At 47.8% G+C, this 25,204-nt stretch carries 26 protein-coding genes and 1 pseudogene; 7 read left to right on the top strand and 20 right to left on the bottom strand.

Features of this window, described 5'->3' with window-relative positions:
* The first annotated feature begins 153 nt into the window (after positions 1 to 153).
* Entirely contained in the window at positions 154 to 1,173 is a 1,020-nt protein-coding gene (locus tag CHA6605_RS06085; protein WP_198288442.1) for a hypothetical protein, read from the top strand.
* A 40-nt stretch (positions 1,174 to 1,213) separates the two neighbouring features.
* Here the strand turns inward: CHA6605_RS06085 and CHA6605_RS06090 are convergent, their stop codons facing one another.
* Both CHA6605_RS06090 and CHA6605_RS06095 read right to left on the bottom strand, forming a co-directional pair.
* Positions 1,214 to 1,663, bottom strand: coding sequence for a helix-turn-helix transcriptional regulator (locus CHA6605_RS06090; protein ID WP_015158633.1), 450 nt, complete (start codon positions 1,661 to 1,663; stop codon positions 1,214 to 1,216).
* Positions 1,664 to 1,695: 32 nt separating this feature from the next.
* The gene (locus tag CHA6605_RS06095) at positions 1,696 to 2,043 is read right to left on the bottom strand and encodes a DUF6932 family protein (protein ID WP_015158634.1); all 348 of its coding nucleotides are present in this window, start codon (positions 2,041 to 2,043) and stop codon (positions 1,696 to 1,698) included.
* Between the two features lie 3 nt (positions 2,044 to 2,046).
* Between CHA6605_RS06095 and pglZ the strand changes: the two genes are divergently transcribed.
* The 3 genes from pglZ to CHA6605_RS06110 are packed head-to-tail and all read left to right on the top strand — an operon-like array spanning position 2,047 to position 8,390.
* The gene (gene pglZ / locus CHA6605_RS06100) at positions 2,047 to 4,944 is read left to right on the top strand and encodes a BREX-6 system phosphatase PglZ (RefSeq protein ID WP_015158635.1); all 2,898 of its coding nucleotides are present in this window, start codon (positions 2,047 to 2,049) and stop codon (positions 4,942 to 4,944) included.
* Between the two features lie 12 nt (positions 4,945 to 4,956).
* Positions 4,957 to 6,276, top strand: a complete 1,320-nt coding sequence (gene brxD / locus CHA6605_RS06105) for a BREX system ATP-binding protein BrxD (RefSeq protein WP_015158636.1) — start codon at positions 4,957 to 4,959, stop codon at positions 6,274 to 6,276.
* A gap of 2 nt (positions 6,277 to 6,278) precedes the next feature.
* Complete coding sequence (locus CHA6605_RS06110) at positions 6,279 to 8,390, top strand: DEAD/DEAH box helicase (RefSeq protein ID WP_015158637.1); 2,112 nt, start codon at positions 6,279 to 6,281, stop codon at positions 8,388 to 8,390.
* 73 nt (positions 8,391 to 8,463) lie between these two features.
* Here CHA6605_RS06110 and CHA6605_RS06115 read toward each other — a convergent pair whose 3' ends face one another.
* Positions 8,464 to 9,261 carry a P-loop NTPase family protein gene (locus CHA6605_RS06115; protein ID WP_015158638.1) on the bottom strand — a complete coding sequence of 266 codons (798 nt, stop codon included), beginning with the start codon at positions 9,259 to 9,261 and terminating at the stop codon, positions 8,464 to 8,466.
* A gap of 422 nt (positions 9,262 to 9,683) precedes the next feature.
* On the opposite strand from CHA6605_RS06115, the gene CHA6605_RS06120 reads away from it, so the two are divergent.
* Positions 9,684 to 10,571, top strand: a complete 888-nt coding sequence (locus CHA6605_RS06120) for an IS982 family transposase (RefSeq protein ID WP_015329006.1) — start codon at positions 9,684 to 9,686, stop codon at positions 10,569 to 10,571.
* 270 nt (positions 10,572 to 10,841) lie between these two features.
* Here the strand turns inward: CHA6605_RS06120 and CHA6605_RS06125 are convergent, their stop codons facing one another.
* The 16 genes from CHA6605_RS06125 to CHA6605_RS06190 form a co-directional block, all read right to left on the bottom strand.
* The gene (locus CHA6605_RS06125) at positions 10,842 to 11,693 is read right to left on the bottom strand and encodes an ATP-binding protein (RefSeq protein ID WP_051038727.1); all 852 of its coding nucleotides are present in this window, start codon (positions 11,691 to 11,693) and stop codon (positions 10,842 to 10,844) included.
* Positions 11,694 to 11,734: 41 nt separating this feature from the next.
* Complete coding sequence (locus CHA6605_RS06130; protein WP_015158639.1) at positions 11,735 to 11,986, bottom strand: hypothetical protein; 252 nt, start codon at positions 11,984 to 11,986, stop codon at positions 11,735 to 11,737.
* 55 nt (positions 11,987 to 12,041) lie between these two features.
* Positions 12,042 to 12,233, bottom strand: coding sequence for a hypothetical protein (locus tag CHA6605_RS06135; RefSeq protein ID WP_015158640.1), 192 nt, complete (start codon positions 12,231 to 12,233; stop codon positions 12,042 to 12,044).
* A gap of 61 nt (positions 12,234 to 12,294) precedes the next feature.
* A complete protein-coding gene (locus CHA6605_RS06140) occupies positions 12,295 to 13,017 on the bottom strand; it encodes a hypothetical protein (protein WP_015158641.1) in 723 nt (240 codons plus the stop codon).
* Positions 13,018 to 13,082: 65 nt separating this feature from the next.
* Entirely contained in the window at positions 13,083 to 13,544 is a 462-nt protein-coding gene (locus tag CHA6605_RS06145; RefSeq protein ID WP_015158642.1) for a hypothetical protein, read from the bottom strand.
* Positions 13,516 to 13,689: a hypothetical protein gene (locus CHA6605_RS33710; RefSeq protein WP_157259847.1), complete on the bottom strand. Its 174-nt coding sequence runs from the start codon at positions 13,687 to 13,689 to the stop codon at positions 13,516 to 13,518. Before CHA6605_RS33710 ends, CHA6605_RS06145 begins: the two co-directional genes overlap by 29 nt.
* The gene (locus CHA6605_RS06150; RefSeq protein ID WP_086936177.1) at positions 13,686 to 14,171 is read right to left on the bottom strand and encodes a helix-turn-helix domain-containing protein; all 486 of its coding nucleotides are present in this window, start codon (positions 14,169 to 14,171) and stop codon (positions 13,686 to 13,688) included. The genes CHA6605_RS33710 and CHA6605_RS06150 overlap by 4 nt, the downstream gene beginning before the upstream one ends.
* A gap of 17 nt (positions 14,172 to 14,188) precedes the next feature.
* Entirely contained in the window at positions 14,189 to 14,986 is a 798-nt protein-coding gene (locus CHA6605_RS06155) for a hypothetical protein (protein ID WP_015158643.1), read from the bottom strand.
* A 250-nt stretch (positions 14,987 to 15,236) separates the two neighbouring features.
* Positions 15,237 to 16,010 carry an HIRAN domain-containing protein gene (locus CHA6605_RS06160; protein ID WP_015158644.1) on the bottom strand — a complete coding sequence of 258 codons (774 nt, stop codon included), beginning with the start codon at positions 16,008 to 16,010 and terminating at the stop codon, positions 15,237 to 15,239.
* Positions 16,007 to 16,915, bottom strand: a complete 909-nt coding sequence (locus CHA6605_RS06165; protein WP_015158645.1) for a HipA domain-containing protein — start codon at positions 16,913 to 16,915, stop codon at positions 16,007 to 16,009. Before CHA6605_RS06165 ends, CHA6605_RS06160 begins: the two co-directional genes overlap by 4 nt.
* 88 nt (positions 16,916 to 17,003) lie before the next feature.
* On the bottom strand, positions 17,004 to 17,393 hold the full coding sequence (locus CHA6605_RS06170) for an endonuclease domain-containing protein (protein WP_015158646.1): 390 nt from the start codon (positions 17,391 to 17,393) through the stop codon (positions 17,004 to 17,006).
* 154 nt (positions 17,394 to 17,547) lie between these two features.
* Positions 17,548 to 18,780: a type IIL restriction-modification enzyme MmeI gene (locus CHA6605_RS06175; protein ID WP_015158647.1), complete on the bottom strand. Its 1,233-nt coding sequence runs from the start codon at positions 18,778 to 18,780 to the stop codon at positions 17,548 to 17,550.
* Positions 18,781 to 19,170, bottom strand: a complete 390-nt coding sequence (locus tag CHA6605_RS06180; protein WP_015158648.1) for a DUF5615 family PIN-like protein — start codon at positions 19,168 to 19,170, stop codon at positions 18,781 to 18,783.
* Positions 19,163 to 19,495, bottom strand: a complete 333-nt coding sequence (locus tag CHA6605_RS06185; RefSeq protein ID WP_015158649.1) for a DUF433 domain-containing protein — start codon at positions 19,493 to 19,495, stop codon at positions 19,163 to 19,165. The genes CHA6605_RS06180 and CHA6605_RS06185 overlap by 8 nt, the downstream gene beginning before the upstream one ends.
* Entirely contained in the window at positions 19,492 to 20,391 is a 900-nt protein-coding gene (locus CHA6605_RS31370; protein WP_422678757.1) for an Eco57I restriction-modification methylase domain-containing protein, read from the bottom strand. Before CHA6605_RS31370 ends, CHA6605_RS06185 begins: the two co-directional genes overlap by 4 nt.
* Before the next feature lie 6 nt (positions 20,392 to 20,397).
* Complete coding sequence (locus tag CHA6605_RS06190; protein ID WP_051038731.1) at positions 20,398 to 22,263, bottom strand: type IIL restriction-modification enzyme MmeI; 1,866 nt, start codon at positions 22,261 to 22,263, stop codon at positions 20,398 to 20,400.
* A gap of 160 nt (positions 22,264 to 22,423) precedes the next feature.
* On the opposite strand from CHA6605_RS06190, the gene CHA6605_RS06195 reads away from it, so the two are divergent.
* The gene (locus CHA6605_RS06195) at positions 22,424 to 23,050 is read left to right on the top strand and encodes a Panacea domain-containing protein (protein WP_015158650.1); all 627 of its coding nucleotides are present in this window, start codon (positions 22,424 to 22,426) and stop codon (positions 23,048 to 23,050) included.
* Positions 23,051 to 23,090: 40 nt separating this feature from the next.
* Here the strand turns inward: CHA6605_RS06195 and drmD are convergent.
* A pseudogene (gene drmD / locus CHA6605_RS37105) lies at positions 23,091 to 25,039 on the bottom strand (DISARM system SNF2-like helicase DrmD); the annotation flags it as partial.
* Positions 25,040 to 25,056: 17 nt separating this feature from the next.
* Between drmD and CHA6605_RS35540 the strand changes: the two are divergent.
* On the top strand, positions 25,057 to 25,203 hold the full coding sequence (locus tag CHA6605_RS35540) for a hypothetical protein (protein WP_157259850.1): 147 nt from the start codon (positions 25,057 to 25,059) through the stop codon (positions 25,201 to 25,203).
* The last annotated feature ends 1 nt before the right edge of the window (position 25,204 follow it).

Below are 25,204 nucleotides of genomic sequence, written 5' to 3' on the forward strand. Positions count from 1 at the left end.
GCCCAAGCCTGGGCACAGCAAGCCGTCGATCGACCTTCCGGTACACCCCTCCCCGACTGGAACCCAGATTACGAACAACCCCCCGCCGCCAATTGGGTTTCCTACGCCCTCGGTATTGCCCTCGGACGCTTCGGAGCCAGCGGTCAGGGCATTTTGGCCGAAACCCCCGAAACAGCCCTGCCCCACGGCATCCTCTACCTCTCCGCCTACTCTGGCGATCGACCCGAATCCACAGACAGCCTCACCCATCCCGCCTGCCAACCCCTCACCACCGCATGGCAACAATACGGTAGCTCGATCGCCTCCGCCAAACCCCTCCGCGACTGGCTTCGTCTCAACTTCTTCAAAGACATTCACGTCAAGATGTACGAACAACGCCCAATCTACTTCCCCCTCTCCTCCGCCAATAAAAACTTCGTCGCCTACATCAGCATCCACCGCTGGACAGACAGCACCCTCTCCACCCTCCTCGCCGAATACCTCCTCCCCGAACTCCGCCAACTCGAAGGCGAACTCAGCGACCTGATGGACTCCCGCAACCAGGGCGACAAAAAACAGCAGAACCAAGCCGAAGATCGCTACAGCAAAATCCTCCAACTCGCCACCGAACTCAAAACCTTTACCGATCTCGTCCAACAGTGCGCCGAACAGGGCGCACCCCCAGCCAAACCCAGCGACACCCTCCGCGAAACCGATGCCCGCTTCAGCCTCGATCTCGACGACGGCGTAATGGTCAACAGTGCCGCCCTCTGGCCGCTCCTCGAACCCCAATGGACTAAACCCAAAACCTGGTGGTCGGAACTCTGCACCGCCCAAGGCAAAAAAGACTACGACTGGTCGCACCTCGCCGCCCGCTACTTCCCCCAGCGCGTCGCCGCCAAATGCCAAATTGACCCCTCCCTCGCCGTCGCCCACGGCTGCTTCTGGCAATACCACCCCGCCAAAGCCTACGAATGGGAACTTCGCCTTCAAGACGAAATCGCGGGGGATTTCACGATCGACGAATTAGACTCCGATCGGCTCCGGCAGCAGTTTGAAAGCGATTATCCCGATAAGGTTAAAGAACTCCAAGAAAAAGAAGCCAAACGTCGCGATAAAAAGCGGAAAAAAGTAGATGATGCGGAAGACTTGGGGCCTTTGTTTGAGGCTGCGGCTGAAGCCGGGGATGAATAACACACCCTACCCAACGAGCCGCTCTGCTGCACGACTGCCTTTATAGCGATTTCGAGATCGCAGCAGACCCCTCGATTTCCATAATTATTTCTTTAAAACTTATGCCCAGAGCTTCAAAGACTTCCCGCAATCGCTCGAAGCTAGCCGAATCATAATGATTAGCTTCATAGCGTTGAATTTGTTGCTCTTTCACGCCAATTTTTTCGGCTAGTTCTTTTTGAGTCATGCCGCTAGCAATTCTGGCTTTAATTAAGGCGATTGGTAGTTCGGTGAGGGAAGAAATCTTGAACACCGACTCGCCCTGCTGCAACCCGTCATATTCGGCAATTTCTGCCTTCAATCGGTCGATCCACACTCTTACTCCCGCTTGCTGAGATTGCCACAGACGTTCGGACAATCCTTCGGGATTAGCGGCTAGATTTGCTAAAGATTGCTCTAATTCTTTGAGTTTAGAATTAGTGACCTTATATTGATGTTTATTTTGAATCACGATCGATTATTCCTCGCAGTAATTTGAATTAATTAGGGGATAGCAGTCGGATCTAAGACGATAATTCCTTTGGGATTGCCATTTTTATCGGTTTGAAAAAACCCTGCCATTGCTGGATTCGGGACTAATTCACCACTAAACTTAGTCCGTTGCGCCGCCAGATCCGGTTGCAGAAAAATGGGATCGATCGCCTCTTCGTCGATCCCAAAAATGTCAAAGCAACCATCGTAATCATTTGGTCGTTCCTTGTCTGTGATGAAGCTACCGCCAATATATACCCGCCGACAGCCAGCTAGTTTCAGATTTCCCAGAGCCAATCGCAAGCCCGTGAGCAGTTGTTTAAAGGTAGTTATTGGTGCCAAACCGCTCCCAGAAATCATCCCATGTTGGCTCGTAGATACCTTGGGGGAGATAACCGCGCTCGTCAAATCGCAACCACCTTAGAAGAAGAACTGAAGTACGAACTGCGTCAGCATGGCATTGTCGTGTGGCTCGATAAAGACGCGGCGTATAACAGCTATGTCGATCGACTGGTGGAACGTTACCAGCAAGAGCAATTTCCCTTTCCGGTGATTCCATTTCGGGGCAGCTACCTCGAAATGCTGCTGGCACTAGAACCTTATGGCAACGGCGAATTACCCGATCGAGTGTTGATTCACATGCCTGGACATACCACCGAAAGCATTCGGAAAACGCCGATCTTAGAGTTGTATCGCGCTGGCAAATGCTATCGTAAGGCACTCAATACCCTCATTCGCGAAACTGCTTCAGGGCACGTTAACCCCGACAAGATCGAAGCCTACCTCAACACAGGAGATCTAGACCTGAGTGCCGCTGACAATTGGCTAGCAGTCGCCTGTAACCAACCGCAAGGCGATCGATCTCAATACCTCGAAAGTCTCGACCTCGAATGGGTGTTAGCTAGCACGATCGCCACAGCAGCTACTAGCTTTAAGACCAAATTCAGCGATGCCCAGAGTCTGAGCATCCTCTCCGACTATCTCTACCGCAAGACCGGAATGGATGCAACATTCCAAACCTTTTATCGCCAATCCACAACCCTCTCCTTCAGCGATCTGGGTGAAACTTTCGTGGCATGGCTGATGTGCGTCGAATATGTCCACGATCTAGCTCGATCGCCGATGCTGGACGATCTGAAACGGCTCAAACAACTCTCCGCACCACTCAAACAAACCTGCGATCGGTTGGTCGGTTATCTGCGCGACAGCCATCCCCAAGCCTATGAAACGATCGCCAGACAAGTAGAAGGACATCTAGAACCGGAGCTAAAAGATCTCCGACCGGAAGATCTGGGTAAAATCGATACCTTCCTGAGCGAAGAAAATGCCATCTTAGGCGGAGCATTGCAGGCACTCCAGCAGGAAGCCTGGGAAAAAGCTTTGGAGTGGGCGCAAGTTCGGTTAGAGCAGCCCTCCTTCTGGCTGGCTCGCGATCGGACTCGGCGGATCGAGTGGTTGTTAATTCGGGATGCCGCTACCCTCGGTCTGGCATTGATTCGGCACCCGCAACCGCTTCAGGGTCGAACTAATCTCACCAGTGCCTTAGAGGGTTACACGCAAACGGGGTGTACGGTCGATCGCGCCCACCGCAAATTCGAGCAACAGCGGGCTAAACTTTTAAGCTCGACTCTGCCACATTTTGGTTCGCTTTTGGAAATTTCCGACAAGCTTCGCAGCCGTTATCGGGAATGGGCAGATGACCTCGCCCACAGCTTCGCCCAGATCTGTGAAAGTGAAGGATTTTTGCCAGTAGAATCCCTGCAACAGCGATCGCTCTACGAGCAAGAGGTGCATCCGCTTACCCAAACCGCTGCGAAGACCGCCTATTTCATCATCGATGCCTTTCGCTATGAGATGGCCACCGAACTGATCTCCGCTTTTGAAGGCGCAGGCACGAACGTTACCCTCAGAGCGCGTTATGCGGAGTTACCCACCATTACCGCAGTAGGGATGAATGTCCTCGCTCCGCTGAGTAAAGCTGGAAAACTCACCCTGGGGAGCGATCGGGGGTTCAAGGGCTTCAAAACGGGCGAATATACCGTCCGCAAGCCAGATGAGCGGGTGCGGGCGATGGGCGATCGCAGCGTGGATAATGTTAATTCCGGTCGGCGGCGAGTGCGACAGCTTAAATTGAGCGAAGTTTGCGATCGATCGACCGACAGTTTGAAACAAGGATGTGCGAATGCGGATTTAATCGTCGTTCATAGTCAAGAAATCGACGATGCGGGGGAAGCCAATCTGGGTTTAATTGCCTTTGAAGAGTGCCTCAAGCAGTTAAAATCGGCATGGAATCGACTCAAAAGCATTGGCATCAATGAATTTGTCTTTACGGCCGATCATGGTTTCCTGCTCCAAGACCAGACCACCAAACAAGTAACCTGGGGGACGATCCGCGCTCCGCAACGGCGTTATATTCTCGACGACCATCCGCGAGCCGAGGCAGAAACCGTCACAGTGTCTCTGGGCGCACTTAATTATGAAGGTCAGACCGGATATTTACTCTTTCGTAAAGATACTGCGGTATTTGCAACGGGGAATCCTGGCGCAACCTTCGTTCACGGTGGCAATAGTCTCCAAGAGCGGGTAATTCCGGTGTTGAGCGTATCGCATAATCGCGATGTCAGCAGTTTCAAAACCGTCAAATACGCGGTAGAAGTCCAAGCGCAACCAGATATTGCCGGATTTAGTCGGCTGAAAGTTCGAGTCAAACCAGCACCTGTCGCCCAAGGCGTGCTCAGTTTTACTGGAGCTAAAACGATCGCCTTAGCTCTGAGGGTACCAGATCGTCACGATATCCAAGTGAATATTAAAGATGTACCCAATGTCGCGATCCAAAATCAGCAGATCCCCGTCCAATTGAATGCAGAATGGGTAGAGGTGGTCTTCGACCTCGCTGGATACCAAGACGAACGAGTCAGAATCGAGGTTTACCATCCAGATGCTTCAGAAGATGTCGAACCTGCAACTCTAGAGTCGTACTTTAAGGTCGCTGGCACCCTGCGCCGGACGAAAGATACGCCCATTACAGTCCAGACTAGTGGCGATTGGCAAGATAGCTTTGCCGACCCCAATGTGGGTCGAGTTTTTCTCCACCTCCAGCAGCATGGTTCGATCGCGGAATCCGAACTTGCGATAATTTTAGGCAATCCGCGTCAAGTTCGCCGCTTCGCTGTCGCCTTTGAGGAATACCTCCAGAAAGTACCGTTCTCAGTCAGGACTGAAGCTACCAGTAGTGGTAAACGCTACGTCAAACAAACCTAACCTAGATCCGATATGGCAATCAGCGAAAAAGACACAGAGCATATTTTAGAGAGACTCCGTTCAGGCACCGTCCCCGAACGGGGGCTAGAAGCCTTTGCTGTAGGGATCGATAAGCAGCAGACCGAAATCCGTCGTCAACTCAGTCTTGCGGCCAGTGGGGAAGGAGTATTCAAGTTTCTCAGGGGTGGTTATGGCTGTGGTAAAACATTCATGTCCCGTCTGGCTGTCTTAGAAGCACAGGAGCAAGGGTTTGCCACTAGCTTTGTCGTAGTCTCGGATAACGACCTGCATTTTTATAAATTTGATGATGTATATCGTAAAGTAGTGCAAGAATTAGGTACCAGTTCTTGCCCCAGAGGTGCCCTGAGCGACATCATCGATCGCTGGATTGCCAAGGTCGAAGACGCGCTGATTGCTGGCGGTGCTGACGAAGAAAGTGAGGGCTTCGATGCCCAAGTCCAACAGCGGATGGAAGAAGAATTAGCATCTCTCACTGCCGGAAAAGCTCCAGAAGATATGGCGCGAGTCCTCCGCGCGATTTTTCAACTCAAACAACAAGGCGAAGTCGCCGAAGCCAGTGCCTTACTAGCTTGGCTATCCGGTAGTGAAAATGTATCTGCCAGTGCCAAGAAGGTGGCAGGGATTAAGGGTGACATCGGCAGTCGCGAAGCCCTAGATTACCTCCAGGGTATTCTGGAAATCACCAAGGCAGCGGGCTATAAAGGACTGGTGATCGCGATCGATGAAGCTGAGACTATTTTGAGAATGCGCCATGATGTGCGCGGTAAATCCCTCAACGGTATCCGCCAGATTTGCGATGCGGCGGATCGCTATCGCGGGTTGCTGTGGTTATTTACCGGAACCTCGGAATTCTTCGACACCCAGCGCGGCGTTGCTGGACTCCAGCCACTCTACGAGCGGATTAAGTTCCAGGATGAAGGCGGATTTGTCAGCACTCGTCAGCCCCAGCTAGAACTCAAACCCTTCGATGCCAATCGGCTGAAGGAAGTGGCACTCAAGTTGAGGGAAATATATCCCGCAGTCGATCGCCACCGTCTGATGAACAAAGTTACCGTAGACTTTATCGATCGATTAGTGGCAAAAACCACTCAAGGTTTCCAAGGCGATGTGGGTGTAGTCCCCCGTCAGTTCCTCCGGCAATTCGTCAATGTGCTGGATCTCACCGATGAGAATGAAGACTACGATCCGATGGTAGTGGCAGGCTTCGATCGAACTGCACTAAATGAGATCGAACAGAGATTGAGCGCAGGACTTCCCTACCTCGATCCCGAACCAGAGGATGACAAGGGATACTCCCTAGTTGAGTTTTAGCCATGACATCCGCCTTCTCCCGCTTTCCGCCCCGACTCCAAGCCGCGATTGCTTCAAACTTAGGCTGGACATCGCTGCGTCCGGTGCAAGAACTATCGAGCCACGCCTTACTTGACGGCAAAAATGCGGTCATCCTCGCCCCAACCGCAGGTGGCAAGACGGAAGCAGCGATGTTTCCGCTGCTGGCGAAGCTGATGGCTGACGAACCCAAAGGCGTTGGGATGATTTATGTCGCGCCGATTAAAGCTTTGTTGAACAATCAAGCAGATCGATTGGGGCGTTACACCGAGATGGTTGGTTTACGGCGATTCCTCTGGCATGGCGATATCAAAGCTGCTGACAAAAGACGGTTTCTGAACGAACCTGCTGCACTGCTGATGACCACGCCAGAATCATTAGAAGTCATGCTCCTCTCGGCAAAAGTGCCCCATGTCCAACTATTTCAAGACTTACGGGCAATCGTCATCGACGAAGTTCACTCTCTAGCTGGCAGCGATCGCGGCACACAGCTTATTTCCGTTCTGGAGCGGTTGGCAAGATTTACACCGAATGACATCCAGCGGATCGGGCTGAGTGCGACCATCGGGAATCCAGCGGATATCCTGACCTGGATGCAGGGGACTTCCCACAGAGAGAGTTGTATTATCGATCCGCCCAAAGTAACTTCGCACAAAGACCTCAGAATTTATCTCCGCGATACCATCGGCAGTATTGCAACAGCGGCCAGCACCAAAGCTGCCGATCGCAAAAGCCTATTCTTCTGTCAAAGTCGCGCCCTTGCCGAAGACATTGCCGATCGAATGCGCGATCGTGGCACCGATGTCTTCGTCCACCACAGCTCGGTCTCGCTAGAGGAACGGACTGCTGCGGAAGCTCGATTTCAGTATGGGACAAACGCCTGTATCGTTTGCACTTCAACGTTAGAACTCGGCATCGATGTCGGCGATCTAGACCTAGTGCTCCAAGCCAATGCACCCTCGACAGTATCCTCCTTTTTGCAGCGGCTCGGTCGCACGGGTCGCCGTGCCGGACAGCAAGCCAACACCACCTTTTACTGCGAAGATATCGAACCAGTTTTACAAGCGATCTCCATCATCGAGCTGGCAAGAACGGGATGGGTTGAGTCAGTTCCCGTTCAGACAAGAGCTTGGCCTGTGCTAGTGCATCAGTTACTGGCACTAACGCTTCAGTTTGGTGGTGTGAGCACCGAGCGATGCTGGGAGTATCTTTCGGTCGTACCTGACTTTAGCGGGATTGCCTACGCAGAATTTGAAACCTTAATTGAGCACATGACTCAGACAGGGTATCTATTTGGATCTGGAGGATTGCTATCGATCGGCGATAAAGCAGAGAAGGTCTATGGTCGGAAGAACTTTATGGAGCTTTATGCTGTATTTAGTAGCCCGCAGCTTTATAAAGTTCAAACTAAAGCCAACTATACAATTGGCTCCTTAGAGCAGATCTTCGTCGATAAACTAGTTCCAGAAGTTAGCTCATTCATTTTAGGCGGGAGATCTTGGACGGTATTGCACGTCAACCATGCGGAGCGAAGCGTGTTGGTGATACCAGCTCCACGCGGGAAAAAGCCCAGTTGGGGAGGATTCATCCCAGAATTGCTGGGATTTGAACTATGTCAGCAGGTTCGGCAAATCATTCTCAGTCAAGATTCGCTCCCTTACCTTGATGAGCAAGCACAGTTCGTACTGGATGAATATCGGCACGAACTAGCCCCGCTACTAAAGTCCTCTGGCTGGAGTCTTCAATTTGACCCAGATCGAGCCATCTGCTGGACATTTGCAGGTGGTGCCATCAATCACACACTTAAATATGGACTGCAAGTTTATTCAGACTCAAAAATAGTTGTCGATAATTTTAAATTAAAAATTGAAGGAGATAGTTTTACAATAAATAGTTTGAAACTGGCGATCGCAGAGATTTCCAAACCTTCATTTTGGCAATCGGCAGCAACTCAAGCTGCTATATCAATCAATTTACCAGAGTATCGACTCAGTAAATTCCAACAAGCATTACCGGATATCTATTCTATTGAAATCATTCAAAACTACTTGCTAGATATTTCTAAGTCTATTGAGTTTCTTCAAAGAGTTAAGTAGGGCTTGCCGATCGAATCTTCATAGCATCTACTAATATACAAAAATACTTTTGTATATTAGTATTAACTAGATCTTAACAGGGGATCGGGTCTTCCTCTTCCACGGGGAAATCGACCGAATCGTCACAGATCTGTGCGGGTAAGGTTTCAACGGAATTCAGGCTGGGTTGAGATGGGGTACGGGGGGCGGCTAATGCGGGAGTTGCATCCAGCAGATTGAGGCTACTTTGGCGGAGAAATCGGCTGATTCGAGTGCAAGAGGATAGATATAGGTATGGGTTTTGGGGCGCGGCTAGGTGGATTAGTGGTTGCCCAGATGTTTCGATTAGTTCGATTTCTTGGGGGTTAGTAATTGTCGCAGGCAAGATCCGCAGATCGATATTATCGGTTAGTAGAGCTGCGGTTGGGAGGCTGGGATGCCAGAATTTAAAGTTATTATTTTTGACAAAGTGAATTTGCCAGGGCAGAGTACAAATTTCTTGAAAATAGCTTAATCCTTCACTCCGACCGTTACTGACAAACCAAAATTCACGATCGATATCATCTTGAATAATGCCAGAACTTTCAATCCACTCGAAAAATAGCTGCTGGGAATAGCTAGCTAACTTAACTACAAGTACTGGATATTTTTGCGCGATATAGTAAATATCATCAGTCAAGTATTCTTTAAATCCATCGGTGGTAAAGTATCGATCGGGTGAGTATGCAGCTAATAAGCCTGGATTATACAGTTTTGAAAGTGGCGAACCATAGCTAGTATCGATCGTCACAACTTGGATACCTCGATCGAGATACAGTCCTTCAATCAAGGCTCTCGCTGTCCAAGATTTGCCAACTTTCGGTAATTGTCCGCCGACCCAATGGATTTTCATCGGATTTTAGCGAAGGTTAAATTAACTTTTGCTCCATGTTGAATCTGGAGTTGTTCGATCGTGCCGCGATTAACTTCGATCGCCGCATCATATTGTTGTAAAGTAGCATAAGTCGGACACTTATCACCTGAGTTCGATGAGGCTGTGCCTCATCATCAAATCAAGTCTCTGACTGTGCTTGAGTCATAAACATCAATTATTAAAATGAGATATTTCCAAGTCATTATCAATAAGCTTTGATTATTGATAATGACTTGGAAGTAAAACGTCGATCGATAATTACAAATAATTAACAATTAATAAGTTATTAAAAGTTCTGAGGAGCGGTCGGCAAATAAAAGTACAAATAGCATTGCAACCCTTATGTATAATCTCTGATTCTGGTTAAATTAATATATATATTAGAAAACCACACTTAGATGATGGACTTAACCGAACTATTTTGTGAAATAGATGATTTCTGCCAAGATTGGCTAGCAACTTTTTCATCAATATCTTTCCCTGCCAACGGTAATAGCTTACCAAAACGCTGCGGCCTATCACTGAGCGAGGTCATGACTATTTCTATTCATTTCCATCAGTCAAGCTATCGAACATTTAAGGATTATTACCTCAAAAATGTTTGTCAAAACTTAACTGATTATTTTCCAAAGTTGGTTAGTTACAATAGAATGGTGGAGTTGATGCCAAATGTTTTAATAGCTTGCCTTTATTATCTCAACTCTCGTCAAGGTAAGGTGACTGGAATTAGTTTCGTGGATAGCACGGCTATTCCAGTTTGTCACCCAAAAAGAATTAAAAGAAATAAGGTTTTCAAAGAAACTGCCAAGCTGAGTAAGAGTTCTATGGGATGGTACTTTGGATTCAAGCTTCATTTAATTATTAATGATTGCGGAGAGATATTAAGCTGCAAAATCACACCTGGCAATGTCGATGACCGCACACATTTGCCATCAATGACACAGGGAATATCAGGAAAAATATTTGGAGACAAAGGATATATTAAGAAAGAACTATTTGAAGAATTATTAAATAAAGGATTGCAGCTAATTACGCCACTAAAATCTAATATGAAAAACAAGCTCATCTTGATGGATGACAAAATATCACTTCGGAAACGCTCGCTGATTGAAACGGTAAATGACCAGTTAAAAAATATTTGTTATTTAGTCCATTCTCGCCATCGGAGCTTGCATAATTTCATGCTAAATCTGATTACAGCATTAATTGCTTATACTCATCAACCTAAAAAGCCGAGTTTGAAGCTAGATGAGCCTGCTCAAAACTTCTTTAGTATTGTTCCTATTTAGCCGATTATTTATTTATTAACTTAACTCAATATTTTCAATCATTAATCATCTTAATGATGGGTTTTATCGTGCCAAAATTTACATAAAATTTGCTATTAAGCTGAACATGTTGTCACATCTGAGTTCGATGAGGCTATGCCTCATCGAACTCAGGTTTGTAGCCAAATTGGACAGAAGGCAAGAGCGAGAAAAAGGAGATGAGACTTATTGAAAGGTTTTTTATTAGTTTTGTAAATATTAAATATGTTACGCATCATATTCGTTTTGACCTCAACTCCAAATATCGATCTTAGGTAAATTAAATGAGGATGCCTGGATGGAACTAGCGGGTTGGGCGATGCCTTTGGATTCGTTCTGGATGATTGAAACACCTTCAGGATCGATCGTATAAATGCTGGCTACTTCCAGTTGAGCGGCAAGTAGATCGTCGATGCCGATTTGAATCGCGGCGGCGGGATTACGGTAGAAGCTACTTTTAGCGGCAACGATCGCGATATGTTCTAGTTCGGCTCCGGTATAGTTATCGGTTGCTTCGAGGATGTTCATCCACTCTTCACCAGTCATTCGTCCGTGCTCTAAATCTGCATAGGCTCGATCGAATCTCGCGCAGTGGAGTTGCAGAATTTGTTTTCGCTCTGCATCGAATGGGAAGTCCAGGTAAAATATTTTATCGAATCGACCAGACCGCTTGAGCGGAGTGGGCAGATTCATCAGGTTCATAGTTGCCAGGACGAATGTTTCGGAGGTTTTTTCTTGGAGGTAGGTGAGGATAATTCCCAGAAATTCGCCGGAGTCATCGCCGATGAAAAATTTGTCGAACTCGTCGAAATAAATGATGCAGGGTTCGATCGCATCAATTCGGTTTAAAAGTTGCTTGAATTTTTTTGCACCGCCAGATTTAGCGACATCAATGCCAACGCTAATTAGCGGGAATCCTAAGATTTTGGCGGCTTGCTTGGCGAGATAGCTTTTTCCCGCACCTGGAATCCCGACGAGTAGCCAGCCACGCGGCAAGGGTAGATTTGCGGCTCTGGCGGCAGGAGAGAAATCCATCTGGACTTGTTTGAGGGCAGTTTTAATATGCTCTAGACCACCAATATCTTTAGTGGTGGTGCCGCTCATGAATTCTAGTCCGTAGGTGGCAAATACTTGATATTTGTACTCTAAATGTATAGTCCGGTGCGATTGGTATGCAGCTCGGCAAGTAATCGGACGATCTGAACAGCAGGGTTGTCAGCGATTGAGACGGCTGTAGATCGATCTAGTGCTTGAAATTCAGCAGTAAACACCGACCAGATTCGAGCGGGACGATCGAGTTCGTTAGCGATGAACTGTAACTTTTCAAGCGTATTGCGGCGATCGACGACGGCGATTTCGATCGAGATTATCGGGTATATAGAGATTAGATCGAGCATTTATTGTTTTAAAATCAATGTCTAAGAATTAAATATTAAATTAAATGCTTTAGGATTAATTTTCATCTAGTTCCAAGCTGTCACCATTTACATCTGCGGACAGGGGATTAACATGTAGAGGCTGACCGTCCTCTTCATTATCTAAGGTACTTGGATCGCTCGAATTGTTTAGCTCGTCAGCAGCACTTAGATCGGTATTCAGATTTAGATCGCTCTTGCCATTGACATCAGGCAGATCTATCTCCATATTTTTGGCAAATATTCGACCATGATTTACCAATGCTTCTTGAGCTATACCGATCTCTATATTAATATGATTCGACTTGTTTGGTCATTAATTGAATTTCTAATGACATCAATGGCGATTGTGGCGATCGAGCTTGTTCTCTTAACGTCTGAGATTTTACCTCAATCGCTTCAGTAATTCGATTAGCTATATCCTGCATTTGAGCGAGTTGGGTACTGTTATCTTTAATATCATTAGATGTTTTTAGTGCAAGTTCGATCTGCTCTTGTTTATTTAGATCTAAATTTGCAATATTTGTATTGACTGACTGAAGTTGTCGATCGAGGGTTTTTAGTTCGTCTCCAACTTTTTCATAGCTAATCGTATTCGGATCGGCAGCAGTTAGATCCCAGGCATTCTGACTAGCAGCTTGCTCTATAAACCGATACACTGGGTCGTTGCTGCTAGGGAATTTATCGATGATGATTTTGCCATCTTCAGTTTTAGTAAAGTTTGAGACAACCTCATCGACGATCGGGTGGTTGGATTTTTGGGCGGAGAGTAAGGCTCCAAAAGCTTTGCCCATTCTTGTCAAATTCTTAATCGCACCGACGATTAATCCAGCAGCAGCTCCAGCTAAAATCAGTTGAGTATCGCGAGTAAATCGGTAAGCTTTGGCTTCTAGATCTTGAGATAATGGTTCTTGTTGTTTGCCTTTTGGCTTTTGCTTAGTGCTATTATCCCGATCGTCATCTTCATATTCATCGCGAGTGGATCGGGAGTTGTTTGCGGCGGTTCTAGTCACAGTTAATATCTCTTAATAAAATTCAATCGTCGTTGGATGAAGCGCAAGCCTCGAAATAATTTGACTCAGGCTAAGATTTCATTTGCCCGTTGACGGGCAACTAAAAGTTGAAGATTTGCTGCGGTCAAGCCACGTTTGCCGCTCGGTAAAATGCTATAAAGATCGTCATTAGATCGATCTAATTGGGCTGGTGGTTTGCTTGGCTGTAGTTGAATTTCGGGCATCGTCCACTGTTGATGGTGTTTGCCCTCGATCGTTGCCAGCTCTAACTCTGGGGTCATGTTGTTGAATGTTATTTGCCCCCGATATTCGACCAGGGCGAGTCGATTATCTAGATAATAGAGATGATATTCATAGTCGAGATCGTCGATTATATCGGCATAACCGCGTCCGCGATCGATTCGCCACATCCGCCCGTATTCATTGCGGAGTTCGATCGTATTCGGTAATGTGTCGATCTGTCCTTGCCAATGAGATAGATCGACTTGGATTTGGATGTCAGCGGCGTTCTGGCTCAAAAGCTTCATAAAATGCGCCCTTGGTATGAGTATTGAGTTGGTCACAAATTAAAATCACTCGCGGACAATTGGCATAGCGACCTTCTAGCAACCGAGCCATTTCAATATCAGCAGTTGGGGGAATTACCCAGTACTGAATCTGGCGATTGGTCATCCCGTTTTTTTTAGAGTAGTGCGGATTGTTTCATGGCTGACGGACTCCACCAGCCCCAGTTCGACCACCTTGCGTGAGATTCGCCGTAGTGACCAGTTCGCATAGCCTTGAGGTGCCTCACCCAGCCGCATCGCAATGATGTGGGCTTCTTGTTTCCCATCGAGCAATTTCGCCCGTGGGGGTGTATTGCGCTGGACACCGTTGAGGGTTATCTCCAAGCCTTGCTCCACTAATCTGCGGCGAATATTTTCCACTGTCTGCGTTCGGCAGTCAAACGCTGCGGCGATTTGCGCGTCTGTCCAGTTTGCGCCCTCAATATCTGCTTTGAGTAAAATTTGTGCGCGGCGCACCTTTTGGCTACTACCCCTCAATTTTTTAATTACTTGGCTGAGTTGGGAACGTTCTTCTGCTGTCAGTCTGACAATATATTTTTTCGCCATCCGCTTGACACTTATTCGCCTAATTTTGCCGATTTTCCTCATTTTAGCAACCCTAAGTTTTAATCTTGACGCTGCACTAGAGCCGAAACATTATGCCCACAGGCAAATTCATAGTCATCGCGATATTGTAAGTCAGCAATCCGCTCGTCATCGTCTTCAATTTGTCGATCGCGTAAATCGGGGCGAGGAATGAAACCATCGCGATTATGGATGGTGAGGTGGGATTGGAAGATATAGCCTGTATCTTTCTCCTCGTCGGGTTTAGGGCAACGATGATTGATGAGAAAGATCGAAATTGCTCTAGTGCCAGCGGGTAGCTTGGTAGTGCCGTTAACGGGGCGATTGGAGATGGCTAGTTTGAGTCCGTCGCTGTGGGGAACATCGAGGGTGACGGGCTTAGTCGAGTCGTTAATAGTAACTGTGAGCCGCTGTAATTGTCGCTGGCGTTGCCATCTGTCAGTTTTGGCTTTATTTTCGATGCCATCTGGTTTGAGCGGCTGGTAGTCGCCCCAATACACTTCTAGATCTAAACTGGTGGTCTTATCGCTAATCAGGAAGCTAAGTCCGATCGATGATGGAAATAGAGCCTTTCTAGCTGATGCAGTTTCTGGCGTATTTTCGTCTTCGCTGGATTTACTCGTAGGAGCATCTATTTCGAGTCCTTCGTCAGCAGTATCACCGCTCCGATCTTGGACGCTGGCTTCGTAGGGCACCAGAAATCCGGTTAGATACCATTTGCTCGGAGATTGGGAGATGATTTCATCTTGGTAATGGTAATCAGCAGTGGCATCGGGGCCAACGAGATCGAGGCTGAGGGCTTCTACGAGTTTTTGGCGAACGGCTGCTGATGTGGTCATGTAGCAAGGTTGTAGAGCACTTCTCAGTATTATTCCCCAGAATGGTGCAGTATCCACCTTGAATTTTGAGAACAATTCAGCAACAACAACTCGTAGTAACTCTTGATTAAGCCCCCCAGCCCCCAATTCTGGGGGAGCAAGTCTCTGGAAGTCCCCCAGAATTGGGGATTTAGCGACTCGCGCTCTGGAGGTTCCCTCCAGGTTGAGCGAGTCAAGACAGGGGGCTATCCTCACTAGAAAATCATGTTTTTTAGCAACATTCAGCTAGTGTAGGCGTAGGGACGATCGATTGATATTCATCGCCAGAGAATGGCTGAAATTCTTGTGTCCATTTGGCTGTTAATTTGCACAGCAATCGAAATTGGAGTGGCGTGGGTGCCGGATTGACTTTTTCGACGACTACTTTCACTGCTTGGGGCTGTTTGCCAACTAATTGGAAAAAGTCTTTGACCAAATAGCGCGGACAGAAACCAATATTGTGTCGATCGATCGTCCGCAGCATTAAGGCGTTAGCATCGTACTCATTTTGAATGTCGTGCATGAGCATCAATTCTTCACCAATGACACATTCTGCCGCCCGCTGTTGGGCGGAGGCGGGGTAGTGTCTGAGTCCGTGGGTAAAGAAGTGCATTTCGTATTCCCCAGCAGCGTTGCGCTCTGGCATTGAGAAGACTTCAAGGCTGTCGGTGACTCGTTTTCCGCCACTACGACCGAGGAGGGTAATCGGATCGATTGATGCAGGGTTGCCGTTTGAGTCGAGATTAAGCCAGTCGATGAATTCTGGGTATTCAGGACGCGATTTGTTGAGAAGACGGTTGGCGAATGGCCAGAAAAGTTCGATCGAGGTGTAGGCCCGATCGAATTCTGGGAATGCTAACAGGGGGCGGAAATTCGCTGATAACTGAGCTTGGAGTGCGCCCTGAATATAGACAAAACCATATCTCTGACCATCATAGGTCAGTTTGCCGATCGGGAACCAGGCGCGGGAAACGGCATCTTGCCAAGTGAGGAAAAGAGTTTTCATGGTAGTTCCTCTTGAAGAGCTAGTAATCGATCTTTGTTAAATGCCAGAATCCCAGCGGCAAACTCTTTGGCTGGTGGAGACATACGATCTGCGGGGACTCTGGCTAATAAGCTTTCGACCCACTCTGATGATATGCCAGAGAGTTGCATTAACCAAGCTCTAGCGGCTTGGGGATAGGATTTAGCGGCAGTTTGAAACGTCGCTAGAGTTGTTAAAGGTTTGCTATCGTTTGCTTGGGCATAAAAAGCTGAGTAGTTCTTCTTTAAGTATGCCCCAACGGTTTTATTCTGGAGATGTTTTAACCGTTTTTCCTCTGGTAATTCTCGCCCCAGACTGGAAGCATGGTCGTAGGTAGGTGCCAGATGGATGGTGCGATCGATCGTGCTGACTAAGCCCCAGTTTTCATGATGTCTGTCCCCATTGCCAATCAAAGCATCGAGTAGCAAGTAACCAACAAATGTATCGGCGGCACTTTCAATCGATGTTGGTGGTGTCCAGTTGATGGGGATCTGAGTATTGTTGATCGTAATTGCTTGGAACACGACATCTAACGTGTGTTGAGAGACATTGTATAGTTCCTCACGCGGATAGCTAGAAACAATTCCAGTTAAGACATCATTACCGTGGATTAGGTCTTCATTTGGCATAATCATGGCTGGAGAGACGGTTCCTCTTTGTCCTTGCCAAATTCCTAATTCTTGTTTGGCGTGAGGTAATCCCAGTGCTTCGCAAAGTTCAGCAGCGATTTTTTCTGCCCAGTCCTCACCTGTATTAGGTCGTGCGCTTTTAAAAAGACAAGTACAAAGTTCGGGGTCGTGGAACCAAAATTTTCGCTTTGTTCCCATTGCTTCTGGTGCTCTCGCCGCATCAGATGGTACTTGAATAACTGGAAATTCGTCGATCATAGTTAAGTGTATTACTTTACTGATAATGCGCCCCCTAGCCCCCAATTCTGGGGGAACCGGATTGGGAAGTCCCCCAAACTTGGGGGATTTAGGGGGCGATTCTCGCCTGTGCTACTTCAGCTATTTTCTTCAATACTATAGCTAGATTCCCTAAAACCTCATCATTAGTGAATCTCAGCACAAAATATCCATAGGTTTCTAGAGCTTGCGTTCTTGCCAGATCGTAATCCTGTCGATCGTCATGAATATTACCATCTACTTCGACGACTAGCTTACAACTGGGACAATAAAAATCTAGGATAAAATTTCCGACTGGATGTTGAGAGCGGAACCGTAGACCATTTAGTTGTTTACTTTTGAGAGCTTGCCATAGGTATTCTTCAGCAGGGGTGAGATTTTTTCGCAAATCCCGTGCAGCCTGTTCGACTTGGGGATTGGTGCCGCGAATTCGCTGATTTTGGTTGTGATGAGTGTCCATTCTTTGCACTTTATTTCTGTCTCGATCTTAGGGTGCCCGTCTCGGTGGAGATAGCCCCCTAAATCCCCCAAGTTTGGGGGACTTTTAATCTGGGTTCCCTCTTGGGGAACCCTCTTAATCCGGTTCCCCCAGAATTGGGGGCTAGGGGGCACCTCTAAAACATATCCAACTGCTCCACATCCGGTGGAATCAGATTAAGCTGCTTCTTCACAGTCACCCCCTTGAGCTTCTCCGCTTTCACACCTTTTGCTTTGGGCTTTTTAACTTTCTTCTCGGCATGTTTACCACCCAAAATTTCCGCTTCATGACGTTGTTGATTTAGTTCTAGCAGACGGGCGAGGACTTCATCGTGGGTGGCTTCTGGCCAGCGGTATCGCCAGGGCTTTTTGCGCTGACGTTTGCCTTCTGTGGGCTGGGTGTCTGACGGTTCTTCGTCCTCGTAGTCGAGGCGGAATTCGCAGGTGGTGGAGATGTCTGTCCAACCGTAGGCGGCGAGGACGGCGGTGTCCATTTGGGTGTGGAGTTGGCGCAGTTTGAGGATGTCTGCATCGTCTTCTTCTGGGTCGTGGAATCTGTTGTAGGTGGCGGTGAGTCCTTGGTTATTGCGAATCATCAGGGCAGCGCGGAATTCGTAGTATTCCTGTCCAATCGATTCTAGTTCGGGGTTGGTTTCCCAGTTTTCGGGGAAGGGGAATGTTTCAAAACAATCGGATGGTCTATATCCTTGCCGATCTTCTAATGTTGAGGAGGTAAAAGTAGTCCAAACCTCATGTATTCGGCTGTGAATTATGGGAAAAGCAATTTCTGATAGTGCAAAAACAACTAAGTTTTCACTATACACATATCCACTCTGTAAAAAAGTGAATACATTGTGTTTGCTAGTTCTAGGCCGAACTAAAACCCGATCGAGTGGTTCGATCGTTTTCCATAGTTCAACTCTTTTTTCTCCATGTTGCCACCAGTATCTTCTATAGCCTTCCCGATTTTTTTTCATACGTTCAGGCTTCACCTTTATCTCAACAATTGACATCAAATCTGGCCACTCGCTGGCTTCATCTTCAGTCATCTCACCAAAATTAATTACATAGCGATTGTGAGTATGGTTAGGACTAGAATTCACCTCTTCACCACCGATATATGGGAAAATTATATTTTTGTTTCGAGAATTTCGTTCTATCAAATGGTGCATTTCAGCAATTGATGTTGCAGCAGAGTTGTTATCATCAAAGGTAAATCCCATTCCAAGAACAGTACTACCAATAAAACTCTTACCTTCATTATCAATCATCTTTTCAGGATCGTTATTACCACCAGCATGAAATAGAAAAGCGGTGATTTTCTCAACGGGCTTACCATCGAGAATGATGGGCAGATCGATCTTTCTCATTTATCTCAAATACTCTCGAATTACGAATAGCTTTTGACTAGATTTCGGTTGATTTTGCCGTTGAACTCGGATCAAGCGGTTGTGGAGTCGATCCACTTGATTCTCTAGATAGTCATGAAGTGCCTGAGCTTGTCCGAGGTAGTCTCGATCGTCCTTACAGATAATAATCCCAACATGATTTACACCGTTGCGATGTAATGCCACAAAATCATCGCGATTGAATGTGATGACACTGCGATCGTTCAGCGTTGCATAGTCCAACACCTCATCATCGGGAATCCCTTGGTTAGCCTGTCCTGCGTCATTGGATGAGAGAATATCGTGGTTGAAGTTGCGAAGTGCTTCGACTAGATCTATCGCCAGATTTTCATTTGAATATAATCTAGCCATTCGTCAGATCTTCCTCATCATGGGAGGCAATCAGCCGATCGATTTCAGCTCGATGGGTTGCATAATAAGCCCTGGTAGCTGCCAAATCGAATAGAGTTAGGCTGGGAAAGTTGCGGAGTAATTCTGCCTCATCTGCGCCTTGATTGTGGAGCGAAACGATCGTCCACACCGGAATTCGAGTATTGCGGATGCGCGCATATCCGCCGCATACACCCTCAGTTTTTTGAATATTGCGATCGGTAAGCTGTCCTTGCAACAGCAGATAATCTTCTGAAGGTAGAGCTTCAATCATTTGAACCAAAGATTCTACTAATTTCGTATTCAAGACTTGACTGTCTCCTGTATTTTCATAATATGCACCAAACTTACTACCACCGCTGCTAATCCAGGCCACTTATATCGCCGTGTGGCATTGTAGATTAGACCTCCATTATTACAAATGAACCGCAATCCAGTAGAGCGGGTATCACCTTGGGCGATGGTATTGGTGGAAATCAAACCCATTGTGCCATTCGAGCGTAACAAATCGAACGATCGCCGAAAGAAGAAGGCAACTAAATCGGAGTTACCGTGAGACTCCGCGTATGTGTCCTTGAGCCAATCGGGATAACCTTCAGCATTGCCGCTAGTCGTCGTGTTTTTGCCAGCAAACGGCGGGTTGCCGACGATCGCATCAAAACCCCCATTCTCCCTGTCAAATACCTCTGGAAACTCAATCTCCCAATTAAACGGCACCACCCGTTCCCGCAACCGCGCTGAAACCGCTATCATTCGCTCCGGCTGCAACTGCACCATCCCCGCATAATCCCGCCGTAGATTCTCCCGATCCTGCTTATTTTTACCCACCCCATCAAAGAACGCCGCAATCGAAACATCCCCTCGCAGACGCACACCCGCCAAAGCTAACTCCGCCGACTGCCACATTTGCGCCTTCGCCAACGCCTGAGCATCCGATCGAGTATCCTGTACCTGAATCTCCGATCTAAATAACTTCACTTCCAACAGCTTTTTATTCAACTCTTCCCCAATCGGCGAACCCTTTAAAGGTGATTCGATCTGCCCAAACGCATTAATCTCCCGCCGCGTTCTCCCCACTAGGGAATCCCCACATTTGAGGGCATGATCCAAGAATGTAAATGGCAAATCCCGCGAGAGCGTCACCAACCACAGCGATAATTTCGCTAAATTCACCGCAAACGGATTCTTGTCCACTCCATACAAACACTGCTATGCCACCAACCGCCGCGCCATTAACAGCGGCTCTTCTTCTGTCAGCCCCCCAGCCCCCAAGTTTGGGGGAGCCGGATTTAAGTCCCCCAAACTTGGGGGATTTAGGGGGCTTACTTCCCGATTCCAAGCTGCCACTACCTGCTCCGCCAACTGACGACAAGCCTCGACTAAAAACGCCCCCGAACCCATTGCCAAATCGCAGACTTTTAGCTCCAAAATCTGCGCCGTCGTGGGTGTATCTCCTAATCCTGCCAAAATTGGGCGGAGGGTATTCTCAACGATCGGTTGAGTCAACTTGCGCGGTGTATAGTGAGAACCCGATCTGCGCCGTTCCTCTGTAGGTTGGAGATAGAGCGAGCCAACGGGTAATAGCTGTTTAGTTCGTCCCGAAACCCTTTGCCCGATGGCAGCGATCAGCGCATCGATCGTTTGCGCTTCCTTGACTCCCTTCGCGGCATTTGCCGCCAGTTCGCAGTTTGCCCATTCCTTCAGCAGCTTGGCACGATCTCCAGACTTAGCTGCCAATAAACTTTCCACATCTACCACCACCGTCGTCGAATGCTTGGAACCCTTGGGCTTACTATTCACGCCGATCGAGATCCTGGTAGCGCGATTGACGGTATAGCCCATAATTCCCTCATATACAGAGCCAATCTGCTCCACATCTAGCGATCGATATGACAGCCGCTCCCCATCCAACATCAGCAGCTTATCCAATACCCGATAGATTACCCCATCGGGTATCTGGGGTAGTGTTGAGCCGATTTGCCCCCCAGTCTGCCCCCCAACCCCCAATTCTGGGGGAGTTAATTTCTTGAAGTCCCCCAAACTTGGGGGATTTAGGGGGCGAGATCCATGCTGCCCCCCAGCCCCCAATTCTGGGGGAGCCGGATTTAGAGGGCTATTCCCCTCCAAAAATGGAAACTCCTGTGGATCGAAAAGTTGCCCATATCGTGCTGGTAAATAATCTGGAGTCGCGCCGCCACCTTCATAAATCAGCCGAAATAGACTCAATAAGCCAACCCAAGCCCCATAGCGATCGTCCATCGTATCGGGATAACTACTATTGTCCGATCGCAATTGCTCGTACAATCCCGATACCGAATAATACTGCTGATACACCGGATCGTTGGGCATAATCCCCTCATCCTCGGCGTAGAGCATAAACACCAACCGCATCAGCGTGGTAATTAAACCCCCATACAGATGCTGATTCCAATCGCCCCCTAAATCCCCCAATGCTGGGAGACTTTCCATTCCGGTTCCCCCAGCATTGGGGGCTAGGGGGCTTCCGCCCAATAGTCGCCCATTCGCCGCCCCATCCGCGATCTGAAAACCGCGTAGCAATTCCCACAGCGCATCCACCACCTGCTCGGCTAACTGCTCCGACACCGCCGACTGATAATCCCGACTACTCGCCAAAATCTGCGGCAACCGTCGATCGCTCGAACCATTAAACATCCGTTGGGCATTCAAAAGCGTATCCAATGCCCCTAAAATTAGCCTTCCAGCCACTTCGCCCATCGCCGCGAGGGGAAATGTCAAATGACCGGAAGATTCGCCCCGTGGCGCATATACAAGGCGTAAAGCTTCGCCATTCCACAAGATACCTGTAGGGATTTGACTCGATCGTAATAATCGCTCGAATCGCTCTTGTACCGTCGCATTCCAACTACTATTGGCTGGGCATTTATCCAACTCCTGCCCATCAGCGACTACCTGCACCAATACAATCCATTCCTGACTATCGGGATCTTTCACGCCGTAGGTAGGTTGCAATAGTTCGCCATATTCTGGCAGTGCTAAAGTCATCGAGTCCGGTAGATCGCTCTGTGGGACTAAATCCGCCGCTTCCCAGTCCAAAATCTGCTGGGTAAAAGTGGGGAAATCGATCCCTCAAGATTATGCAGTAATCCTTAACAAGAACCTTGTTCAAGATGCATTACGCAAGGGTACAATACAACAAAGGGATACATTTTTAATAAATAAATAATCTATACTATATCGACAGTGAGGAGTACCAGTGGCTACAGCCGTACATGTTGCTAATTTCTTCTTGTCTAAGGTTGACAGAGAAGCTGGAGATACCATTACTCAGCTTAAACTTTACAAGCTAGTGTATTATGCTCAAGCTTGGAATCTTGTTTTTTTGATGAGACCACTATTTGATAGTGATATACAAGCATGGATTCATGGCCCAGTGCCTATTGAATTAAGATCGTCTTTCTCAAAGTATGGAAATGATTCAATTCCAGAGCCAGAAAGCTCAACTGGTGATTTTGGTCTAGATGAAAAAGAGTTGAAGGTCTTGGATCTGGTGTGGGAGACATATGGAAATTTGAACGCACACGATTTAAGAAACCTAAGTCATAATGAACTTCCGTGGATAACCGCACGAGGAAATAGTCAGGAATCTGATTATGTTAATGCTGTTATCGAAAAGTATGATATTCGTGATTATTATGCGGACTATGGCAGCATTTTAAAAGATGGTCGTTTTTTGATAGATTCTGTCGTTATTGAAGAAGATAAGAGTTCACTTTTCTCTTTTAGTCTGTCTCTAAAAAATGGAACGTCTATTGACGTTCCATTTAACAAGCTTGAAAAAACTCTTCAAGAATACAGAGGACAACTCACAACACAAAACTAGCAAATCCTTTCCGGCTGGGCTTGATAACAGTCGGTAGATTAAGTGATAAGTGAAACAGATCGGCGCAATAGTTCTGAAGGTTAATCCCTTCTCTCGCCGCATCAGTAGCAATCAAAATTCGCAACGGGTGAGTATGTGGATCGGCATTAAAAGCGATTTTAATCTGTTCGCGATTCTGTTCGCCCATGCCGCCATGAAAGAATCCCAGCCGTTGGGACGTATTGCCAATCGCTTGTATAAGTTGCCGTTCTAAATAGCTTTTGGTGTCCAAATATTCAGTGAAAATCAACAGACGGCGATCGTTCCAAACAGCTTGCGGTTGCCCTAAATTTGGACACATATACGCCTTAATCCAAGCCACCAAATGCTGCACCTTCGCATCCGCCTGATGCCGCGCATTCTGAGCGATATTCCCCATTTCCGCCAATAGTGCCAACTCTTCAGCCCCAATCTCTCGATTAGTCAGTTGAGTAGCTCTAGTCATCTGAGTATCTTCTTCGGCTTGAACTTCAGCCTCGCTGAGTTCGGCTCGATCGTCATCAGATCCGATCGATTGACGCAATAAGGGGAAATCGCCCCCTAAATCCCCCAATTTTGGGGGACTTTCTCCTGTTCCCCCAGACTTGGGGGCTAGGGGGCGTTCGCTCTGACGCTGTTTCTCTGCTTGTCTTTCGATCGAGGCTCGATGTACTTTCAACGTCCGTGCAAAGGCTTCGATCGACGAAAGTAACCGTTTTTGCAGAGAAGTAATTACCAGCTTGGCAGTATTCTGAGTAGACTTAGGCGCGTCTTTGAGTCGTTGCTCCCGACAGGTGCGATATTGCTGGAGCAGTTGGGCGAGAACCAATTCTGGAGCATCTACAGGTAAACCCTCGATCGAGATCGGGATAATCTTCCGCTGCGAGAAGTCTCGATCTCCCGTATCTCGCAAATCTTGCTTCAACCGCCTTACCATCACCGTCTCTAAGGCTTTTCGATGCTTCTCTGGCTCGAATACTCCACGACAGAACCGTTGCGGATCGAGGATTTCGAGCAGGGCTGTGAAGCTGTTAGAGTGCCCATTATGGGGAGTCGCCGAGAGAAATAACTTATGTTCAAAGCGCGGTGCTAATTCCCGCATAGTTTTGGTGAGTTGAGAATCGAGTCTCGTTCCGAGAGGCTACGCCAACGCATACCGCGAACCACTCGCTGGCGCAGCATTATGCGCCTCATCCAAAATCAACATCGAACCAGGCGCAAACTCTTCCAGCCAAATCCGCAAAGGTGCCGCATAAGCTTCATCCCGCACCAAAGCATGAGAAATAATAAACCGATTGTGAGTAGCCCAAGGATTTACCCCATAACCGCGCTCCCGCCGCTTACTCGCAAAGAACTCGCGATTCTCGTTCCGAGAGGCTATGCCAACGATTACCTGAAATAGCAGCCCAAATCTGCTCTCCATCTCCTCTTGCCATTGCCGCACTACCGAAGGCGGACAAGCAATTACCACCCGCCGAATCTTCTGGCGCGTAATCATTTCCCGCAAGATTAGCCCCGCCTCGATCGTTTTCCCCAAACCCACATCATCAGCAATAAACAGCGACACGCGAGGCATCAACAAAGCCTTCCGCAACGGTTCCAACTGATACGCCTTAACTTCAATCCCCGCTCGATAAGGAGCCTGAAACAACTTGGGATTGGTAGAGGTAACGCAATTCCAGCGCAGAGTGTGGAGATAAGCCGAGAAGTAGTGAGGTCGATTCTCCGAGGAGACGCTACGCGAACGAATCCCCGTTGAGCAACCTGCTCCCAAGTCGAATTTCCCAAAATCGCCGCATCGATCTCCCGCGCCCAAAAGACTTCTAACACTTGCCCCTGAGCATCATCATTCAAGCAAGCCAGCGACACCAATGTATCCCCTTGAGGATGAATCGGTGGAGTAACGGCTTCGACTAAATACTGACGGGCGCGGACGTTAACGATCTGTCCGATTTCGGGGGTAGCAGGCATGATGGGAGATGGATGCAATGTCCCACAATCTTATCCCAACTTGGTGGAATAGCTCGTCTGCAATGAACGTTAAAAGCCAACTGACAGAACGCCGCAGCATTATCGTTGGGGAGCCTCTTCTCGGCACGAGAGGCTACGCCAACGAAACAAGAATCGCTAGTTGAA

The organism is Chamaesiphon minutus PCC 6605 (assembly GCF_000317145.1).
Classification (GTDB): Bacteria; Cyanobacteriota; Cyanobacteriia; order Cyanobacteriales; family Chamaesiphonaceae; genus Chamaesiphon; species Chamaesiphon minutus.

Excerpts from the sequence above, each read along its gene's own strand:
- CHA6605_RS35540 (WP_157259850.1), top strand. The coding sequence starts at position 25,057 with ATGTCCCACAATCTTATCCCAACTTGGTGGAATAGCTCGTCTGCAATG.
- CHA6605_RS33710 (WP_157259847.1), bottom strand. The coding sequence starts at position 13,689 with ATGACCAATCGCCAGATTCAGTACTGGGTAATTCCCCCAACTGCTGAT.
- CHA6605_RS06180 (WP_015158648.1), bottom strand. The coding sequence starts at position 19,170 with ATGGCTAGATTATATTCAAATGAAAATCTGGCGATAGATCTAGTCGAA.
- CHA6605_RS06110 (WP_015158637.1), top strand. The coding sequence starts at position 6,279 with ATGACATCCGCCTTCTCCCGCTTTCCGCCCCGACTCCAAGCCGCGATT.
- CHA6605_RS06125 (WP_051038727.1), bottom strand. The coding sequence starts at position 11,693 with ATGAGCGGCACCACCACTAAAGATATTGGTGGTCTAGAGCATATTAAA.
- CHA6605_RS06165 (WP_015158645.1), bottom strand. The coding sequence starts at position 16,915 with ATGATCGACGAATTTCCAGTTATTCAAGTACCATCTGATGCGGCGAGA.
- CHA6605_RS06145 (WP_015158642.1), bottom strand. The coding sequence starts at position 13,544 with ATGAAGCTTTTGAGCCAGAACGCCGCTGACATCCAAATCCAAGTCGAT.
- brxD (WP_015158636.1), top strand. The coding sequence starts at position 4,957 with ATGGCAATCAGCGAAAAAGACACAGAGCATATTTTAGAGAGACTCCGT.
- CHA6605_RS06120 (WP_015329006.1), top strand. The coding sequence starts at position 9,684 with ATGGACTTAACCGAACTATTTTGTGAAATAGATGATTTCTGCCAAGAT.
- pglZ (WP_015158635.1), top strand. The coding sequence starts at position 2,047 with ATGTTGGCTCGTAGATACCTTGGGGGAGATAACCGCGCTCGTCAAATC.
- CHA6605_RS06170 (WP_015158646.1), bottom strand. The coding sequence starts at position 17,393 with ATGGACACTCATCACAACCAAAATCAGCGAATTCGCGGCACCAATCCC.
- CHA6605_RS06150 (WP_086936177.1), bottom strand. The coding sequence starts at position 14,171 with ATGAGGAAAATCGGCAAAATTAGGCGAATAAGTGTCAAGCGGATGGCG.
- CHA6605_RS06130 (WP_015158639.1), bottom strand. The coding sequence starts at position 11,986 with ATGCTCGATCTAATCTCTATATACCCGATAATCTCGATCGAAATCGCC.
- CHA6605_RS06175 (WP_015158647.1), bottom strand. The coding sequence starts at position 18,780 with ATGAGAAAGATCGATCTGCCCATCATTCTCGATGGTAAGCCCGTTGAG.
- CHA6605_RS06160 (WP_015158644.1), bottom strand. The coding sequence starts at position 16,010 with ATGAAAACTCTTTTCCTCACTTGGCAAGATGCCGTTTCCCGCGCCTGG.
- CHA6605_RS06095 (WP_015158634.1), bottom strand. The coding sequence starts at position 2,043 with ATGATTTCTGGGAGCGGTTTGGCACCAATAACTACCTTTAAACAACTG.
- CHA6605_RS06135 (WP_015158640.1), bottom strand. The coding sequence starts at position 12,233 with ATGGAGATAGATCTGCCTGATGTCAATGGCAAGAGCGATCTAAATCTG.
- CHA6605_RS06115 (WP_015158638.1), bottom strand. The coding sequence starts at position 9,261 with ATGAAAATCCATTGGGTCGGCGGACAATTACCGAAAGTTGGCAAATCT.
- CHA6605_RS06155 (WP_015158643.1), bottom strand. The coding sequence starts at position 14,986 with ATGACCACATCAGCAGCCGTTCGCCAAAAACTCGTAGAAGCCCTCAGC.